Here is a 16,109-nt window from a genome sequence, read left to right as displayed (position 1 = left end):
CTATAAGTGGGTCCCCTAGCCTGGAGAGTGCAGTGGTGCATCTGGAATCCGTGCCCTCGCACATTCAGCCGTAGTGACACAGCATTCATTAGTTCCCACTCCGCACTGCGTGCGTCGCGGATGGGGCTGCATGGGAAACCACGGGCTTCGTTTGAGGGCGGTGGGAGCCATCGGCTTCGCCTCGGCGACGACGAGGTTGCATGGGAAACCAAGGCTTCGCTGAGGCGCGGTGGGAGTCGTCGTTTTTGCCTCGGCAGAGCCCGAACGCGAACGCGAAAACGTAGTGGTTGGTTTTATGAGATGCGCGTCGGCGCGCGCAGCGCCGCCGGAAGTATGACGCCCTTGTCACCAAAGCTGAATGCGCGAAGACACAGATTCCAGATGCACCACCTCCAAGCCAGGGGACCCACTTAAGAATTAGCGGTGTGAGCTGCTTTCTTTTGCCTACTTTTCTTTGCAGCAGGCAAAGAAAAGTAGGTGCCTGCCCCGCACAGGGGCGACGCTAATAAACCAATAAGAATTCAAGGAAAGGCCAACACCGCAAAGGCACAGACAAACCGCGCCAAGCAGGCAACCAAACAAAACCCCCTGCCTGCAAGGCCAAAACCCAATCCTTTACCGCTTGGCAAGCGGCCGAGCCTGCCGCTGAGCCTCCCCTACGAACAACTGCCGTGGCCGCCCAATCTTCTGTTCCGGATCTGCAATCATTTCATTCCACTGCGCAATCCAGCCAACCGTACGCGCCATCGCGAAAATACACGTGAACATCGCCGTCGGAATACCCAGCGCACGCTGCACGATCCCCGAATAGAAATCCACATTCGGATAGAGCTTTCGCGATACGAAGTATTCGTCCTCAAGGGCGATTTTCTCGAGCGCCATGGCAAGCTTGAACAGCGGGTCATCATGCAACCCCAACTCTTCCAGCACTTCGTGACACGTTTCACGCATCAGCTTCGCGCGCGGATCGTAGTTCTTGTAGACACGATGACCGAAGCCCATCAGCTTCACACCTGAGTTCTTGTCCTTCACCTTCGCAATGAACTCAGGGATATTGTCGACCGAGCCAATCTCCTCCAGCATGTTCAGTGCGGCTTCGTTCGCGCCACCATGCGCCGGGCCCCACAAACAGGCGATGCCCGCCGCAATACACGCGAACGGATTAGCGCCCGACGAACCCGCCAGACGAACCGTCGAGGTCGACGCGTTCTGCTCGTGGTCCGCATGCAAAATCAGAATGCGATCCAGCGCGCGCACCAGCACGTCGTTGACCTCGTACTCTTCCGCCGGATTGGCGAACATCATCCGCATGAAGTTCGCGCTGTACGACAGGTCGTTCTTCGGATAAACGAAAGGCTGGCCCACGGTGTACTTGTACGCCATCGCCACCAACGTCGGCAGCTTCGCGATCATGCGGATCGCGGATACGTCGCGGTGCTGCGGATTGTTGATGTCGAGCGAGTCGTGATAGAACGCCGATAGCGCACCGACCGCGGCGACCAGGATCGCCATCGGGTGCGCGTCGCGGCGGAAACCGCGGAAGAAGAAATGCATCTGCTCGTGCACCATCGTGTGCTGCGTAACGGTGTTGACGAACTCTTCCTTCTGCTGCGCATTCGGCAACTCGCCCTTCAGCAGCAGATAGCATGTTTCAAGGAAGTCGGCGTTTTGCGCCAGATTGTCGATCGGATAACCGCGATACAGCAGCTCGCCTTTGTCACCGTCGATATAGGTGATTTCGGAATTGCATGCCGCCGTGGACATGAAACCCGGGTCGTACGTGAACTTGCCGGTCTGGCCGTACAGCTTGCGGATGTCGATCACATCCGGCCCGAGCGTGCCTTCGTAAACGGGCAAATCAATCGTCTGATCGCTGTCGGAAAAGCTCAGCGTTGCGTGTGTCTTCGAGTTCATCTACGCGTTCCTTTTACTTTCACATCGCACACGTGCCGGCATGCTGGATCATCGGATCGTCGCTTGGCATGCTCAGGCTCCGCTTTGCATTTTACGGTCCGAATGGGCTTTGATTGCGACGATTGGTCGCAACAATCCATCTCGAGTGGCGCAACATTCGTTGCCTGAAAGAGGGGCGTAATCGCTTGAAACACACGAAAACTGGCGGAAGGACGCAGCACGGAGCAGCATGGCGTCCGCTCAACGGCGTTGCCAGCCAAATGAAAGTTAGCACGCTTACTGCAACAATGTTTTGCGGCGCTCAAGCTGCACAAGCAACGCCGGTCTGCGATACTGAATCCGTGTTTTGCTTCCCCTGCGAACACATCGCTGTCTTTGGCCCGCCGTCCTACGGCGGGCTTTTTTAATCAGCCAGAAGAATACGGAAGGACCAGATGAACGCCTCGCTCGAAACGCTGTTTCCGGATCACGTCCACAACGAAGACAACATCGTCACCGCACTGAATCATCAGGACATCGTCGTCGCGTTGTCGGCGGCCCTGAAAACGCAAAACGTGGCGGTGTTGCATATGCTTTACCCGCGTACCGACGCACGCACCCATCGCAGCCTCGATACACTCGTCAATGTTTTGCACGGCCATGGCTTACATGAAGTCGCGGATCTGATCGCGCAGGAAGCGCACTATCTGCTGTTCAAAGACCCCGTGAAGGCATGGAAGGCCTTCCACGAAATTCGCAACGACTCGCTCGCGATCGGCGTGCATCTGTATTACCACGGCCTCGTCGGCGAGGCCGCGGAACGCGCGCTCGATAAAGACGCGCATCGCAAGGCCTGAACGTTGAATGGCGCGTAGTGACTCACTGCAAGCGCCAAGCCCTGCGCGTGATTCGACGCGAGGCAATCACCATGCGTTCCTTGCAGGCTTATTGAGCGGCGGTTGCGCATCCAGGTGCGTGCTCTGGTGTGAGTACCAGGGCGGCGCTTATCGCGCGTTTATCAAACGTCCACTGAGCGAATGAACTCGTCGACGTAGCGATTGAACGCTGCCGGATGCGCGAGATTCATTCCGTGCGAGGCGCCGCGCACGGTTTCGCGGCGCGAATCCGGCAGCCATGTTTGCAGCGCCGTCGCAGCGCGGCGGAACATGTCGGGACTCTTTTCGCCGTCGATCAGCAACACTGGGCAGCGCACCTCGGCCGCCTGCTCGGGTATGTAAGCGGGCAACGGGTCGCGGAATTGACGCGCGAGCGTATGTGCGTTGTCGGTCGCCATCCTGCGAAAACCCGGCGTGCTCATCGCCCAGAAACCGGGACGGCTCACCGAATCGACGAACAGCTGCAAGCCCGCTTCCACCTCGCCCGTTTCGATCAGCTGTGCAGCTTTCGCGCGCAGTGCGTTGACGGTCTCCGGCAAACTCGCGGGCGGCCGCCCGGCGATCTGCAACGGGCCGCCCGGGTCGGCAAGCGTCAAGCTGCGCACGTACTGCGGATGACGCCGCGCAAAATGAAATGCCACACAACCGCCGCGCGAATGACCCACCACGTGCGCCGGTCCGACGCCGAAAAGATCGATGAATTCGGCTACGTCGTCCGCATGTTCACTCCAGCTGAATGGCTGGTTCGGCTCGGTATCCGTCACCGGCCAGTAATGCGTGAGACTCACCGTGACGCAGCGGTATTGCTTCGACAAACCTGCCAGCTGCGGTTGCCAGTAGCGGTAATCGCACAGCGAGCCATGCACGAACAGGAGCAGTTCGCCCTCGCCGGCTTCCACATAGGGCATGCGCAAGCCGCTATGCAGCTCGATAAACGACGGGGACGCGGGAGAGGACGAAGCGGAAACGGATTGATTCACGGGTGGTTCACGGACGGCGCGGAACGGCTGAATGGATCAGCGGCGCCGGCTAGAAATGGATTCAAGGAAAAAACCTGTTCGCATCCCTGAAATTGGGATGCAGGGCGTATTGTCACACAGCCATTGAATATGCGCCGAGGCCCGTTCGGCGTGCGTATGGCGACTTATGCCGAACGCCTTGCGATCTGTGCATCGTGACTTGGACCCGTGCGGCCCATTTTGCGGCCGGTGCGCGTGGCCTTGCCGGTTGCCGGTTGCCGGTTGCCGGCTTGCGGCGAGCCCGCGTTGGCCACCGGCAAGGCGGGACTTCCCTCATCAAATCATTCGTAGGCGCTGTCGTCGAGCAAACCGGCAGCCGCCGCCGCGCCCGCGCCACGCACCGCGCAAGTGAGCGGTTCATCGGCGACGCGGACCTCGAGACCGAGTTCGTTGGTCAGGCGTCGGCCCAGATTGCCGAGCAACGCGCCGCCACCGGTCAGCACGATGCCACCATGCGCGATATCGGTCACCAGTTCAGCAGGCGCCGTTTCAAGCGCACGTTTCACCGCGCTGATCACCTGGCGCAGCGGACCCTCGATCGCTTCGGCGATATCGTGGTTGCTCAACTGAACCGTGCGCGGCAAACCATCCTCGACGCTGCGCCCGGTTGCATTCATATGCTCGACCGGCACATCGCGCATAGCCGAACCGATGCCCTTCTTGACGTGTTCGGCGGTTTGCTCGCCAAGCAGCACGCCATACAGGTTGCGCACGTAACTGACGATCGCCATGTCGAAACTGTCACCGCCCACGCGAATCGAGCCGCTGTACGCGAGGCCGCCGAGGGAAATCACACCGACTTCGGTGGTGCCGCCGCCGATGTCGACCACCATCGAGCCGATCGCCTCCGATACCGGCAGGCCCGCACCGACCGCCGACGCCAACGATTCGCCGATCAGACTGACCTTCCACGCGCCGGCCGCCACCGCGGCCTCCTTGATTGCACGGCGCTCGACCTGGGTCGCGCCTGCCGGGACGCACAGCGTGAACGCGGCGCGTCGGCTGAACAACGGTCGCGGGCGAGCCATGGCGACGAATTGCCGGATCATCTGCTCGGCAGCGGAAAAATTGGCGATCACACCATGCCGCATCGGCCGCACAGCTTCGACGTTGCCCGGTGCGCGGCCGAGCAGCTGGCGCGCTTCAGTGCCCACTGCCGCCACGCGTTTTTGCCCGGCGGCGGACTCTTTCTGGAAGGCCACGACAGACGGCTCGTTCAGCACGATGCCGCCGTTGTCGGTATAGATGAGGGTATTGGCCGTGCCGAGGTCCACCGCCACGGAATGGCGGAACAGTCGATCGAAAAGCGGGTAATGCGGCGTCGGTCTGGCCATAGGAAGGCTCTGATGTGTCGTTATTCGCCCTTTCCGGGCAGTCTGGAAAATGCGCCCCCGGTCACCCGAACCGCTTGTCACGCCCAGATGGGCGTTGCGCAATCCGCGCGGCGGAGGTGATTTTCATACCAATGAGCAGTTAACGGCAAGCAAATCAGAATCTTTAGGGCCACTTTTTAATTTTGGGCCAGTCAATCGCGCGACAAAGCACCCAGCGCATGCTCCAAAGCCTGCTTGCCGAGCTCGACACCGTCCGCGTTAATCGTGTGGCCAATGCCGGGCAACGCGTAGGCGTCGACCGTGTAGCCGGCGTTGCTGAATGCGTCGGCGGCGTGTTCCAGTTCCTGTACCGGGATCACTTCGTCGTCTTCGCCGTGCACGAACGTAAGCGGTGTGCCGTTCTGCGCGACGATCACCGAGGCGAGCCGCCCCGAATACGCGACGACGGCAGCGGCGCCTTCCATGCTGGCCGCCACGTGATGCATCGCCATGATCGAGCCTTGTGAGAAACCGACCAATGCAAGGCGATCGAAAGAAAGCTGCCAATGCGCCAGTTCCGCTTCGAGCATGCGCCGCAACGCTGGATAGGCGGCAGCGACGCGGGCCTCGCGATTGCCTTCGTTGACATCGCGCAGACTGAACCACTGGCGTCCGCCGAAGCCGCCGTCGAAGGCGTCGGTGCCGTCAAGCGAGGCGAACGCGACGTCCGGCAGGCTCTCGCTCCAGATGTCCGCGAGCGGCATCAGATCGCGTGCATTGCTGCCCACGCCGTGCAGCAGCACCACCAATGCCTTGGCGGGCATAGTCGCCGGCGCGCGCCGCCAACCGTGTTCGAATTGCTCCCAGGCCATATTCAATTCCTCTCTCTGTACTCGCTGTACTCTCGGTTCGTATTTCTGCATGCGGCCAGACACGCGGCAATGCGTTGCCCTCGTGGCGCCTGATGTCGCTTCGTGCAGCCCTCGCGCGGCTTCGCGAAGCGCCGTGCAGCCTCAGCCGCGAGCATACGCTGCCGGACTGGTTTCTGCCGTCGGATCTGTATGGGTCGACGACGCCAAAACGTGAATACAGGTATGCTTTTGCAAGCATTCGACCGGCTGCCCGGCTCCCTGCCCGGGCAGTGAATAAAACGCCGTATAAAACATCTGTAGCACCGCAATCCGGAGAATCGTTTGAGCCAGCCCTCTGCCGCGCCTGCTGCCACGCCGCCCGCACCACCGCCGCCGTTACAAGGCGGCAAACTGGTTCTGGCGACCATCGCCGTCGCGCTCGCCACCTTCATGAACGTGCTCGACACGTCGATTGCGAACGTCGCGATTCCAACCATCTCGGGCAACCTCGGTGTCTCGGTCGATGAAGGCACGTGGGTCATCACGGTATTCGCGGCGGCCAACGCCGTCTCGATTCCGCTGACCGGCTGGCTCACGCAACGCATCGGCCAGGTCAAGCTGTTCGTCGGCGCGATTCTGATGTTCGTGCTGGCTTCGTGGTTGTGCGGCATCGCGCCCACGTTGCCGATTCTGCTGGTCGCGCGGGTGTTCCAGGGTGCCGTGGCCGGTCCGCTGATTCCGCTCTCGCAAGCGATTCTGCTCGGCTCGTATCCGAAGGAGAAATCGTCGACGGCACTCGCGCTATGGGCCATGACGGCCACCGTCGGCCCGATTGCGGGTCCCGCGCTCGGCGGCTGGATCACGGATAGTTATAGCTGGTCGTGGATCTTCTACATCAACATTCCGGTCGGCATTTTCGCGGCCGGCGTCACGTGGATGATCTATCGCACCCGCGAGTCGGCCACCCGCAAACCACCCATCGACGTGATCGGGCTCGGCCTGCTGATTACCTGGGTCGCGTCGCTGCAAATCATGCTCGACAAAGGCAAGGACCTCGACTGGTTTTCGTCGCCGGTGATCGTGATTCTCGGCATCACCGCACTGATCAGTTTCGCGTTCTTCCTCGTGTGGGAGCTGACCGAGGAGAATCCGATCGTCGACTTACGGCTCTTCCAGCAGCGCAATTTTCTCGGCGGCACGATTGCGATTTCGGTGGCGTACGGCGTGTTCTTCGGCAACCTGGTGCTGCTGCCGCAATGGATGCAGGAATATCTGAACTACCGCTCCGTCGATGCCGGTCTCGTTACCGCGCCGCTCGGCATCTTCGCGGTGCTGCTCGCGCCGGTGATGGGTCGCGTGCTGCCGCGCTCGGACGCACGCATCATCGCGACCCTCGCGTTTATCGGCTTTGCGGTCGTGTTTTATATGCGCTCGAAGTACGTGGTCGAAATCGACACGTGGCACCTCGTGCTCCCCACGCTGCTGCAAGGCATTCCAATGGCGTTGTTCTTTGTGCCACTGACCGCGATTATTCTGTCCGGGCAGCCGACGAACAAAATTCCGGCGGCTGCTGGCCTGTCGAATTTCGCGCGGGTGTTTTGCGGCGCGGTGGGCACCTCGATCGCCGGCAACGAATGGAACAACCGCACGGTGCTGCATCACGAACGGCTCACCGAGCGCGCCAGCGTGAATAACCCGCTGTTCAACCAGCAGATCGATTCGACCCAGTCGCTGCTGCATCTGAATACGCAATCGGCGCATGCGTTGTTCGATTTCACGGTGAATACCCAAGCCGCGATGATGGGCCTGAACGACATCTTCTACGTGTCGTCGATCATTTTTATTCTGATCATTCCGCTGATCTGGATTACGAAACCGGCTAAGGGAGGCGGCGGACCGGGCGCGGCGGGCGCGCACTGACTGCGGTGTCGCCAGCCGTTGTGTCAGCGGAAATAGCGTGCGGGTGTGTCGCCGAAGGCGTCGCGGAACACTGCAATAAACGACGACACGTCGCCGTAGCCCACTTCGAGCGCCACTTGCGTGACGCTCGCTCCGGCGCCGAGGCGCTCCAGCGCAACCAGCAGCCGCAGTTGCTGTCGCCACCGACCGAAGGTCTGCCCGGTCTCCTTGACGAAAAGGCGCGCCGCCGTCCGGGCGGTCACGCCGGCGGTCGCCGCCAGATCGTCAAGCACCGCCGGTTCCGCCGGCTTGACGTTCAGCGCTTGGGCGATCCGCTGAATCCGCGGATCGCGCGGCCAGTGCAGCGCCAGAGGCGCGGCGGGCAAGCCGGACAGGCGGTCCAGCAAAACTTGCAGAAGGCGCCCGGTGGGTTCGTCGAACGGTTTGTCGTGCGGCAGATCGCCCGCTGCGTCCAGTAAAGCTTCCGCCAGCCGGTCGAGCGCCAGCGCGACGTTTTGCACGGGCAGCGGTGCGGCTTCCGCGTCGGCATACAGCGAATGAAGTCGCACCGGCTCGGCGGCAGACAGGCAGTGCTGCACGTTCGCCATCAGCCAGAGCGCGTGACCCTGCGGCACGACCCATCGCCCGGTTTCGGTACGCACGGTCAGCACGCCGGCGCTCACATGGATCAAGCGCGCGCGACGATAGGCGCGCCACGGTTCGTCCAGCGCATCGTAGTGCTCCTCGACCACGAATACCGGACGCGCGACGCCGTCTGGATCGAAAGCTTCCATCATTGATGTCTGTTTTGCCCGGTTGTCGTAGGAAAGGCAGCAAGATTAGCATAACCCGGGCAAAACGCGGCTCGAACCCGGCAGCGCCGCTGCACGAACAATTCGCGCCAGGTTGCCAGTAGAATCGCGGCTTCAACGGTCCGAGCCCAATGAACTACGCATCCATCCTCGAACAGATTCATCGCGATCTTCAGCCTTTCCTGGGCACCGGCAAGGTCGCCGACTACATTCCCGAACTGGCGAATGTCCCCGCCGACAGTTTCGGCATGGCGATCGTCACAGCCTCGGGCGACGTGTTCCGCACCGGCGCCGCCGACACGCGCTTTTCCATTCAGAGTATTTCCAAGCTGTTCGCCTGCACCATGGCGTTCCGGCTGCTCGGCGACGAACTCTGGCAGCGCGTGGGGCGCGAACCGTCCGGCAATGCCTTCAACTCGCTTGTCCAACTCGAAGCCGAGCACGGCAAGCCGCGCAACCCGTTCATCAACGCGGGCGCGCTGGTCGTCACCGACGTCTTATGCCGCCGTTTCGTGCAGGCCGAAACAGCGCTGGTCGAATTCATGCGGCGGTTGACGGGCGAAATCAGCATTGACTACGATTCGCGCGTCGCGCTGTCGGAGTTGCAGCATGCTCACCGCAACCGCGCGATGGCGCATTTCATGGCGAGCTTCGGCAACATGGAGATGCCGCCGCAAGTGGTGGTCGATGCGTATTGCCGGCAGTGCGCGATTTCGATGAGCTGCACCGAACTCGCGAAGGCGGCGCTGTTTCTGACCAATCATGGGGTGGTGCCCGCCACCGGCGAGCGGATTCTCGACACGAGCTCCGCCAAACGGCTTTCCGCGCTGATGCTGACCTGCGGCACCTATGATGCGGCGGGCGATTTCGTCTATCGGGTCGGGTTGCCGGCGAAAAGTGGCGTGGGTGGCGGGATCGTTGCGGTGCTGCCGGGCGAGATGGCCGTATGCGTCTGGTCGCCGGGGCTCGACAGCAATGGGAATTCGCTGGCAGGCGTGCTGGCGCTGGAGTGGTTGACTACGTATACGGGGCGGTCGATTTTTTGATTCGGAATTTTTGACGCGAGCTGTTGCCTGTGCGTGCCATCGAGCCTGCCTTGCACATCAAGACACTAACTGAACGGTACCCTCAGGTGCTCTTCGTTCAAGCTGCAAGTTCGAATCGAAATTTTTTTCCGAGTGCCGCCGCCGCGCTCGCCAACGTAGTCAACGTCAAGCTCGTATCAGTTTCATCAAGCAACCGATTCAGTGCCGCGCGGCTGGTCTTCATCTTCGTTGCCATTGCCGTCTTTGACAGATGCTGAGCCTTCATTTCCTGCTCGATCTGCCAGGCAATGACGCGCTTCATCGCCGTAGCAGTGGCTTCTTCCAGCATCGCCTCTTCGGCTAAGAAGTCGTCAAAATCACTACCGACATGCCTGTTTGCCATGTTCAACTCCTTGACCATGATTCATCCTAAAATTTACTTGACGTTCCTCAACTGGCGCAATCGATCTTTTGCCAGATCCAGATCTTCCTGAGGCGTAGCCTGAGACTTTTTGATGAAGCCGTGCAACAGGGCAATATCGCCACCCACCACCGTGAACAGCACTCGGGCAATTCGCCGGTGAAGGTGAATACGAATTTCCCAAAGATCCTTGCCAATTTTGCGCACAAGCGGCATCCCAATAGGCCAGCCGATTTGTACGGTTTTTATGTCTTCGCCAACGGTCTTGCGATCCTCGGCGACCAGGCCTTTAAGCCATTCTCGAACTGGCTCGTTACCGGAATCCATTCGAAAAAATTTAACAGCAAGTACAACTTGGACTGTCTTTGACATCGCGACGAGCGGAAGGAGCGACATCAATTGAATACCAAATCGTACCAAAATTGGTACGATTTAGCAACTACCAGAAATAGGTGGATGACAGGCTAGCGACATTCGAACAATGGTGGCTCCCTCAGAATGCGTGCACTACCGTCGCTTAACCTAGGCGCTCGACCAACTCCGCCAACACCGCCTGATAAGCGGTGCTGCCAACCACCCGCTCATTCACGCCGTCTTCGAAATCGATCCACCCGGAATTGAAACCGTCGATCATCTCGATGCGCGGCGCAGGCCATGCCGTGCCTTGTGACTGAAACAATGCCTCCCACTGATCGCGCGGCACCGCCTGAGCCTTCACCGAACGACCCAGCACGTCCCCGAGCATCGCCGCGATTTCATCTTGCGTATGGCGCTGCGGCCCTTCAATCTCGATCACGCGGCGGCCCTGCCACGATTGGCCAAGCGTTTCAGCGATCACGCGGCCGATATCCGCGGTTGCGATCATCGGATACGCACGATCGAGCGGTTGCAGAAAGCTCGGCATCACACCCGTTTCGCGCGCCGGGGCGATATCCCACAACGAGTTCTCCATGAACCACGCGGGCCGCAAAATCGCCGTCGGAATTGGCAGATCCGCGAGCGCTTCTTCGAGCATATGCACCTGCGTGATGAGACCGAGGCCCGACTCGCGCTGTCCGCCGATCGACGAGAGCGCCGCAACGCGCTCAGGCCTCGCCTTCGTCAACGCCTCTTTGAGCGCCGCTGTGGCTGCGCGCGCGTTCGGATAGCCCGGCTGCGGAGCGAAGTTCGGCGCCACCATCACGAAGACGCCTGCCGTGCCGCTGAACGCCGCGGCGAGCGCGTCCGCATCCTCGAAGGACGCGACCGCCACTTCGGCGCCCCGCGCCGTCCACTCCGCCGCCTTGCTTTTGTCGCGTAAGACCGCGCGCACGGCGTGCCCCGCGTCCAATAAGGCGCGTGCCGCCGCGCCACCCACCTTCCCTGTCACACCGGTAATTGCATACATGTTCATCGCTCCTTGAATACGGCCAATGCCGTTCTGAGCGAGATTGTCGGCATTTCCCAGTAATTTCACGAGAGCATTGATGTCATTTGATTAATGCTTTTGAAGCATGCAAAGCCTTTCCGTTGACTTGCAATCTGGAGCGACAGGGCTGCTCAGCGGGCTGATGCTGACAAGACGTTGCGTTGAGTCGTGTCGTGTCGTGTCGTGTCGTGTCGTGTCGTATAGCGCCGAAGAAATTATGTTGCCAACCCCAACCCGATATTGCTTGCGTACAAAGGATTCCTGATAATGGATGGCCGCTACGAAAATAAAACAAGCCGGCACTAACCGGCAAACCACAAGCGGGAGCTTCAAAGTCGTGACATAGAAGCAAAAGTAGCACGCTCAGAACCACACGCGGACGCAACCATAAGAGATAGAAAAATGAAGTTTCAAAGGCGAAATTGTGTCGTCGATGCAGTCCAGTGGTTCAAGCCCGGTGATCATCCGGCAGTCGAAATACAAAGCGGGCATTCGTCTATCGCAACAGAGGAAGGATGGCGAAAAGTCGTACCGGGCGACTGGATCGTGACAAACGGCGACGGTGGCCCGTTTCCCATGAGTGATCATCTCTTCTTCAGTATTTACGAACCGATCGCCGAAGCAGAAATCGGGAGAAACGATCAACCACGCAACGTGGAGACGTGAGGGAAAAGTGCGGAGGGTCATGCGGTTCCCTACGGAAGAAAACAAACATTCCTTCTTCGCTTCGGCAAAACCCCACCTTACAGATCTAGAACGAGCCAGTCGCACCGCGCGAGCAGTTGCCTCCAGGCGGCAGCGCTCGCTGCCGCTTACTCGAAGCCTCAACACCTCCTGTCCACAATGGTTCCAAAACTGGCAATCACGGGTCACGCAACGAAATCGCTTCGTGCGTGAAGGCCCTGGCTTCGGCGCTCGAATCGAGCAAACGCCTTATAGGGAAAGGGTTTCAGCGACATATCCGGATCTGGCCGAAGGCACGTATCCGCATGCATGGAACGCCTCAGACGCCAAATAAGTTTGACAAACTATCTTTAGATATATATCTTACGACACATCTTAAGACACAAATGGGAGTACCCAAGATGCGTCATCAACATCGTTTTTCTCGTTCGCATGGTGCGGACGAAGGTTTTTTCGCAGGGCATGACCGCCCGTCTTTGCATGCGCTTTGGTACGCATTCGCCCGTCACTATGAGCACCGCGGCGAGCGCGGCGGTGACGCACGCGGTGAAGGCTTTGAACGTCACCATGGCGGGCGTGACTGGCACGAGTTTCATGGCGACGACCGTGGCCGTGGCGATCGGCACGAGTTCCGCGGCGACGAGCGTGGCAATGGCGATCGACATGAATTCCGCGGCGACGAGCGTGGCAATGGCCGCCATGGCGAGCGCGGTGAACGCGACGACCGCGGCGGCTTCGGTCATGGCCACCGCTTTGGCCACCACGGCCACGACCGCTTCTCGCTGCACGCACTGTGGCACGCAATCGGCCGCCATCACGAGCAACGCGGCGGCGGTCGCGGCGGACGTTTCGGCGGCGGCGGCCCGGGCGGTTTCGGCGGCGAAGGCGACGGCTTTCCACGCGGCCGCAAATTCACCTCCGAAGATCTGCAGTTGCTGCTGCTGTCGATGATCGATGCTCAACCTAGCCATGGCTACGAACTGATCAAGGCGCTCGAAACGCGCTCGAACGGTTTCTATAGCCCGAGTCCGGGCATGGTCTATCCGGCGCTTACGTATCTGGAAGAACTCGGCTACGTGACCGTGCAACTCGAAGGCAACCGCAAGCGTTATGAACTGTCGGAAACGGGCCGCGAGTATCTGGCTGCCAACCGCGACCGCGTCGAATTGATGCTCGCCAAACTGACGCATATCGCTCGCAAGATGGATTCCGTGCGTCGCGCGTTTGCTGGTGAAGAGCCCGCCGACGTCAGCGAAGGCGGCTGGTTGCCGGAACTTAGCGAAGCACGCCGCGCGCTGAAACACGCCCTGCTGCGCCGTGACAACGTACCGGCCGCCGAGCAGCGCCGCATCGCCGCAATCCTGATGCGCGCGGCAAATGAAATCGAAGGCGAAGGCAATCCCCGGAGCGACAAAGGCAGCGGCGAACCGACCGCTTGAGATCGCGCTATCCGACACACGCCGACACACGCGTGCGAAGGTGCCCATGAGCATCTTCGCGCGCCAATCAAACCGACAGGAGTGGCACCTTATGCTGACAAATGACAACCGGACCGATCTGGCAGTTTATCGCGTGCGGCATCCGCTGAAGTTCCGTCTGTTGCAGGTCAAAGAGGTGCGCGCGCTGACCCCGCATCTGATCCGCGTCACCTTCACGGGCGAGGATTTGCACGACTTCGTTTCCGCTTCGTTCGACGACCACATCAAAGTGTTCTTCCCCGAACCCGGCGCCGACAAACCCGTGCTACCGGAATCTGGCCCTGACGGTCCAGTGTTTCCCGCCGGCCAGCCGCGCCCGATTGCCCGTGATTTCACGCCGCGCCGTTTCGACGCTGAAGCGCGTGAACTGGACATCGAGTTCGCCATGCATGAGGCCGGCCCGGCTGCAACGTGGGCGGCGCAAGCCAAAGTGGGACAGTACCTCGGCGTCGGCGGCCCGCGCGGCTCGCTGGTGATACCGACCGGCTTCGACTGGCATCTGTTGATCGGCGACGACACCGCGCTGCCGGCAATTGCCCGCCGCCTCGAAGAACTGCCTGCCGGCGCACGCGTCGCGGCGGTGATCGAAGTGGCCGATCAGTCGGCACAAATCGAATTCACGACGCAGGCCGAACTGCATATCGTCTGGCGCCATCGCAGCGAATCGGGCTATCGCGGCGACGCCTTGCTGCAAGCGGTACGCGAAATCTACTTACCCGAAGACGGTGAAGGCTACGTATGGGCCGCCGGCGAATCAGCGACGATGCGTGCGGTGCGCTACCACCTGTGCACGGAACGTGGCGTCGACAAGTCGCGTATTCGCGCTGCCAGCTACTGGAAACAGGGTGCCGAAGCAGTGCATGAAACGCTCGACGACTGACCGTCCGTCGCGTGCGTGCGTGCAATGAACTGCGTGATGCGCGAACCCAACAACCGGCGTGCTTCGAACAAAAATAAGGAATTGACCGATGTATTCAATTAGCACAAGGCACGAGCGCCGTTTGCTGTGGCTGCTTGCGCTGACGCAGTTCACCATCATCATGGACTTCATGGTGATGATGCCGCTTGGCCCGCAGATCATGCACTCGTTCAGCATCACACCGGCCGCGTTTGCGACGGCCGTGTCCGCGTATTCGTGGTGTTCGGGGCTGTCGGGTTTATTCGCGGCGACCTATATCGACCGCTTCGATCGGCGCCGTTTGTTGTTGACGGTGTATGCGTTATTCGCGCTCTCGAACCTCGCGTGTGCCTTGGCGAGCACCTTCCCCCTTCTGCTTGCCGCGCGCGCTTTTGCGGGCATCACAGGTGGCGTGTTGGGCTCGGTGATCATGGCGATCGTTGGCGACGTAATTCCGGTGCAGCGCCGCGGCGCCGCGACCGGCACGATCATGACCGCTTTTTCATTGGCCGCGATTGCTGGCGTGCCGGCTGGCGTGATGCTAGGCGCGTACTTCAACTGGGCGGCCCCGTTCTATTTGCTGGTGGTGCTGTCGTTGGTCGTCTGGGTCGCGGGCTGGCAACTGGTTCCTTCGCTTGCTGAGCATTTGAGCCGCCGCCAGCCGGCGCTTGGTGAGGTGTTACCTGATTTGTGGCGTCTATTGAGCAACCCGCGGCATATGAACGCGTTTGCACTGACGTTCATGATGATGATCGCGCATATGCTGGTGATCCCTTTTATCTCGCCAGTATTGGTCGCCAATCACGGCGTGGCTCCTGCGCAGCTGTCGTGGCTGTACATGGCGGGTGGCGCGGCAACATTCTTCACTTCGCGCCGGGTGGGCAGGCTTGCTGATCGATTCGGCACACGGCGCGTATTCCGGATTGCGGCAATCCTTTCGTTTCTGCCCGTCCTGTTCGTCACGCATCTGCCGGATCTCCCGTTCTACGCGCTGGTCATGTTTTTCCCGTTTTTCATGGTGCTGATGTCCGGGCGGATGGTCCCGATGCAGGCACTGTTGACGACGGTACCCGAGCCCACCCGGCGGGGTGCTTTTCTTAGCGCCAACAGCGCCCTTCAGGCCTTGGGCACAGGATGCGGCGCATGGATTGGCGGTTTGATGTTGAGCAGTTCACCGACGGGGCAGATTGTCGGATACGGGACCGTCGGATGGGTAGCGGTCGCGATTGCGCTAATGGGCGTGTTCTGGATTTCGCGGGTCCACGGCGCACAAAGCGCATTGCCGCCGACGGGCGCATTGGCAGGCAACACAGTCGGAGAAGGTTGAAGCGGACCACACCAACGAACCGTTGAAATACCGTTGGAACACCAGTGAAGCACCAATGAAGCACCGCCGAAGCCCCACTGAAGCACCGCATCGGCGCGCGCAGCGCCGCCGGAAGAATGACTGCCTTTTCACCGGGACTGAATGTGCGAGGACACGGATTCCAGATGCACCACTACCGCGACTGC

The 16,109-nt window shown here is 60.5% G+C and carries 15 protein-coding genes; 7 read left to right on the top strand and 8 right to left on the bottom strand.

Annotated features, from left to right (window positions below; translation table 11 throughout):
* Nucleotides 1-615 precede the first annotated feature (615 nt).
* Entirely contained in the window at nt 616-1,914 is a 1,299-nt protein-coding gene (gltA, locus tag PQQ52_RS34310; protein WP_408221427.1) for a citrate synthase, read from the bottom strand.
* Nucleotides 1,915-2,348: 434 nt separating this feature from the next.
* Between gltA and PQQ52_RS34305 the strand changes: the two genes are divergently transcribed.
* Complete coding sequence (locus PQQ52_RS34305) at nt 2,349-2,750, top strand: hypothetical protein (RefSeq protein ID WP_408221425.1); 402 nt, start codon at nt 2,349-2,351, stop codon at nt 2,748-2,750.
* Between the two features lie 161 nt (nt 2,751-2,911).
* On the opposite strand, the gene PQQ52_RS34300 is transcribed toward PQQ52_RS34305, so the two are convergent.
* From PQQ52_RS34300 to PQQ52_RS34290, 3 genes are all read right to left on the bottom strand, one after another.
* Nucleotides 2,912-3,697, bottom strand: coding sequence for an alpha/beta fold hydrolase (locus PQQ52_RS34300; RefSeq protein ID WP_408221431.1), 786 nt, complete (start codon nt 3,695-3,697; stop codon nt 2,912-2,914).
* Nucleotides 3,698-4,089: 392 nt separating this feature from the next.
* Nucleotides 4,090-5,142 (bottom strand): rod shape-determining protein, encoded by a 1,053-nt coding sequence (locus PQQ52_RS34295; protein ID WP_408221423.1) that lies wholly within the window; start codon nt 5,140-5,142, stop codon nt 4,090-4,092.
* A gap of 191 nt (nt 5,143-5,333) precedes the next feature.
* The gene (locus PQQ52_RS34290) at nt 5,334-5,993 is read right to left on the bottom strand and encodes an alpha/beta hydrolase (protein ID WP_408221421.1); all 660 of its coding nucleotides are present in this window, start codon (nt 5,991-5,993) and stop codon (nt 5,334-5,336) included.
* 321 nt (nt 5,994-6,314) lie between these two features.
* On the opposite strand from PQQ52_RS34290, the gene PQQ52_RS34285 reads away from it, so the two are divergent.
* Nucleotides 6,315-7,892, top strand: a complete 1,578-nt coding sequence (locus tag PQQ52_RS34285) for a DHA2 family efflux MFS transporter permease subunit (RefSeq protein WP_408221419.1) — start codon at nt 6,315-6,317, stop codon at nt 7,890-7,892.
* Nucleotides 7,893-7,915: 23 nt separating this feature from the next.
* Here the strand turns inward: PQQ52_RS34285 and PQQ52_RS34280 are convergent, their stop codons facing one another.
* Nucleotides 7,916-8,668, bottom strand: coding sequence for an AraC family transcriptional regulator (locus tag PQQ52_RS34280; protein WP_408221417.1), 753 nt, complete (start codon nt 8,666-8,668; stop codon nt 7,916-7,918).
* Between the two features lie 146 nt (nt 8,669-8,814).
* Between PQQ52_RS34280 and PQQ52_RS34275 the strand changes: the two genes are divergently transcribed.
* Complete coding sequence (locus tag PQQ52_RS34275) at nt 8,815-9,729, top strand: glutaminase (RefSeq protein WP_408221415.1); 915 nt, start codon at nt 8,815-8,817, stop codon at nt 9,727-9,729.
* Nucleotides 9,730-9,826: 97 nt separating this feature from the next.
* On the opposite strand, the gene PQQ52_RS34270 is transcribed toward PQQ52_RS34275, so the two are convergent.
* The 3 genes from PQQ52_RS34270 to PQQ52_RS34260 all read right to left on the bottom strand — a co-directional run bounded on the left by PQQ52_RS34270 (nt 9,827) and on the right by PQQ52_RS34260 (nt 11,516).
* Nucleotides 9,827-10,111, bottom strand: a complete 285-nt coding sequence (locus PQQ52_RS34270; protein ID WP_408221429.1) for a Fis family transcriptional regulator — start codon at nt 10,109-10,111, stop codon at nt 9,827-9,829.
* A 33-nt stretch (nt 10,112-10,144) separates the two neighbouring features.
* Nucleotides 10,145-10,525 carry a type II toxin-antitoxin system RelE/ParE family toxin gene (locus PQQ52_RS34265; protein ID WP_408221413.1) on the bottom strand — a complete coding sequence of 127 codons (381 nt, stop codon included), beginning with the start codon at nt 10,523-10,525 and terminating at the stop codon, nt 10,145-10,147.
* A gap of 121 nt (nt 10,526-10,646) precedes the next feature.
* The gene (locus PQQ52_RS34260) at nt 10,647-11,516 is read right to left on the bottom strand and encodes an NmrA family NAD(P)-binding protein (protein WP_408221411.1); all 870 of its coding nucleotides are present in this window, start codon (nt 11,514-11,516) and stop codon (nt 10,647-10,649) included.
* Between the two features lie 423 nt (nt 11,517-11,939).
* Between PQQ52_RS34260 and PQQ52_RS34255 the strand changes: the two genes are divergently transcribed.
* The 4 genes from PQQ52_RS34255 (at nt 11,940) to PQQ52_RS34240 (ending at nt 15,924) form a co-directional block, all read left to right on the top strand.
* The gene (locus tag PQQ52_RS34255; protein WP_408221409.1) at nt 11,940-12,203 is read left to right on the top strand and encodes a hypothetical protein; all 264 of its coding nucleotides are present in this window, start codon (nt 11,940-11,942) and stop codon (nt 12,201-12,203) included.
* Nucleotides 12,204-12,622: 419 nt separating this feature from the next.
* Nucleotides 12,623-13,660: a PadR family transcriptional regulator gene (locus PQQ52_RS34250; protein ID WP_408221407.1), complete on the top strand. Its 1,038-nt coding sequence runs from the start codon at nt 12,623-12,625 to the stop codon at nt 13,658-13,660.
* A 91-nt stretch (nt 13,661-13,751) separates the two neighbouring features.
* The gene (locus PQQ52_RS34245) at nt 13,752-14,579 is read left to right on the top strand and encodes a siderophore-interacting protein (RefSeq protein WP_408221405.1); all 828 of its coding nucleotides are present in this window, start codon (nt 13,752-13,754) and stop codon (nt 14,577-14,579) included.
* Nucleotides 14,580-14,667: 88 nt separating this feature from the next.
* Entirely contained in the window at nt 14,668-15,924 is a 1,257-nt protein-coding gene (locus PQQ52_RS34240) for an MFS transporter (RefSeq protein ID WP_408221403.1), read from the top strand.
* Nucleotides 15,925-16,109: the final 185 nt, after the last annotated feature.

Origin of the sequence: Paraburkholderia sediminicola, from assembly GCF_046030555.1 — a bacterium.
GTDB lineage: Bacteria > Pseudomonadota > Gammaproteobacteria > Burkholderiales > Burkholderiaceae > Paraburkholderia > Paraburkholderia sediminicola_E.
This window is presented reverse-complemented; position numbering and strand designations above follow the sequence as displayed.

What these genes read in the sequence shown, in the direction of transcription:
- gltA (WP_408221427.1), bottom strand. Translation starts at nt 1,914, where the DNA reads ATGAACTCGAAGACACACGCAACGCTGAGCTTTTCCGACAGCGATCAG.
- PQQ52_RS34305 (WP_408221425.1), top strand. Translation starts at nt 2,349, where the DNA reads ATGAACGCCTCGCTCGAAACGCTGTTTCCGGATCACGTCCACAACGAA.
- PQQ52_RS34300 (WP_408221431.1), bottom strand. Translation starts at nt 3,697, where the DNA reads ATGCCCTATGTGGAAGCCGGCGAGGGCGAACTGCTCCTGTTCGTGCAT.
- PQQ52_RS34295 (WP_408221423.1), bottom strand. Translation starts at nt 5,142, where the DNA reads ATGGCCAGACCGACGCCGCATTACCCGCTTTTCGATCGACTGTTCCGC.
- PQQ52_RS34290 (WP_408221421.1), bottom strand. Translation starts at nt 5,993, where the DNA reads ATGGCCTGGGAGCAATTCGAACACGGTTGGCGGCGCGCGCCGGCGACT.
- PQQ52_RS34280 (WP_408221417.1), bottom strand. Translation starts at nt 8,668, where the DNA reads ATGATGGAAGCTTTCGATCCAGACGGCGTCGCGCGTCCGGTATTCGTG.
- PQQ52_RS34275 (WP_408221415.1), top strand. Translation starts at nt 8,815, where the DNA reads ATGAACTACGCATCCATCCTCGAACAGATTCATCGCGATCTTCAGCCT.
- PQQ52_RS34270 (WP_408221429.1), bottom strand. Translation starts at nt 10,111, where the DNA reads ATGGCAAACAGGCATGTCGGTAGTGATTTTGACGACTTCTTAGCCGAA.
- PQQ52_RS34265 (WP_408221413.1), bottom strand. Translation starts at nt 10,525, where the DNA reads ATGTCGCTCCTTCCGCTCGTCGCGATGTCAAAGACAGTCCAAGTTGTA.
- PQQ52_RS34260 (WP_408221411.1), bottom strand. Translation starts at nt 11,516, where the DNA reads ATGTATGCAATTACCGGTGTGACAGGGAAGGTGGGTGGCGCGGCGGCA.
- PQQ52_RS34255 (WP_408221409.1), top strand. Translation starts at nt 11,940, where the DNA reads ATGAAGTTTCAAAGGCGAAATTGTGTCGTCGATGCAGTCCAGTGGTTC.
- PQQ52_RS34250 (WP_408221407.1), top strand. Translation starts at nt 12,623, where the DNA reads ATGCGTCATCAACATCGTTTTTCTCGTTCGCATGGTGCGGACGAAGGT.
- PQQ52_RS34245 (WP_408221405.1), top strand. Translation starts at nt 13,752, where the DNA reads ATGCTGACAAATGACAACCGGACCGATCTGGCAGTTTATCGCGTGCGG.
- PQQ52_RS34240 (WP_408221403.1), top strand. Translation starts at nt 14,668, where the DNA reads ATGTATTCAATTAGCACAAGGCACGAGCGCCGTTTGCTGTGGCTGCTT.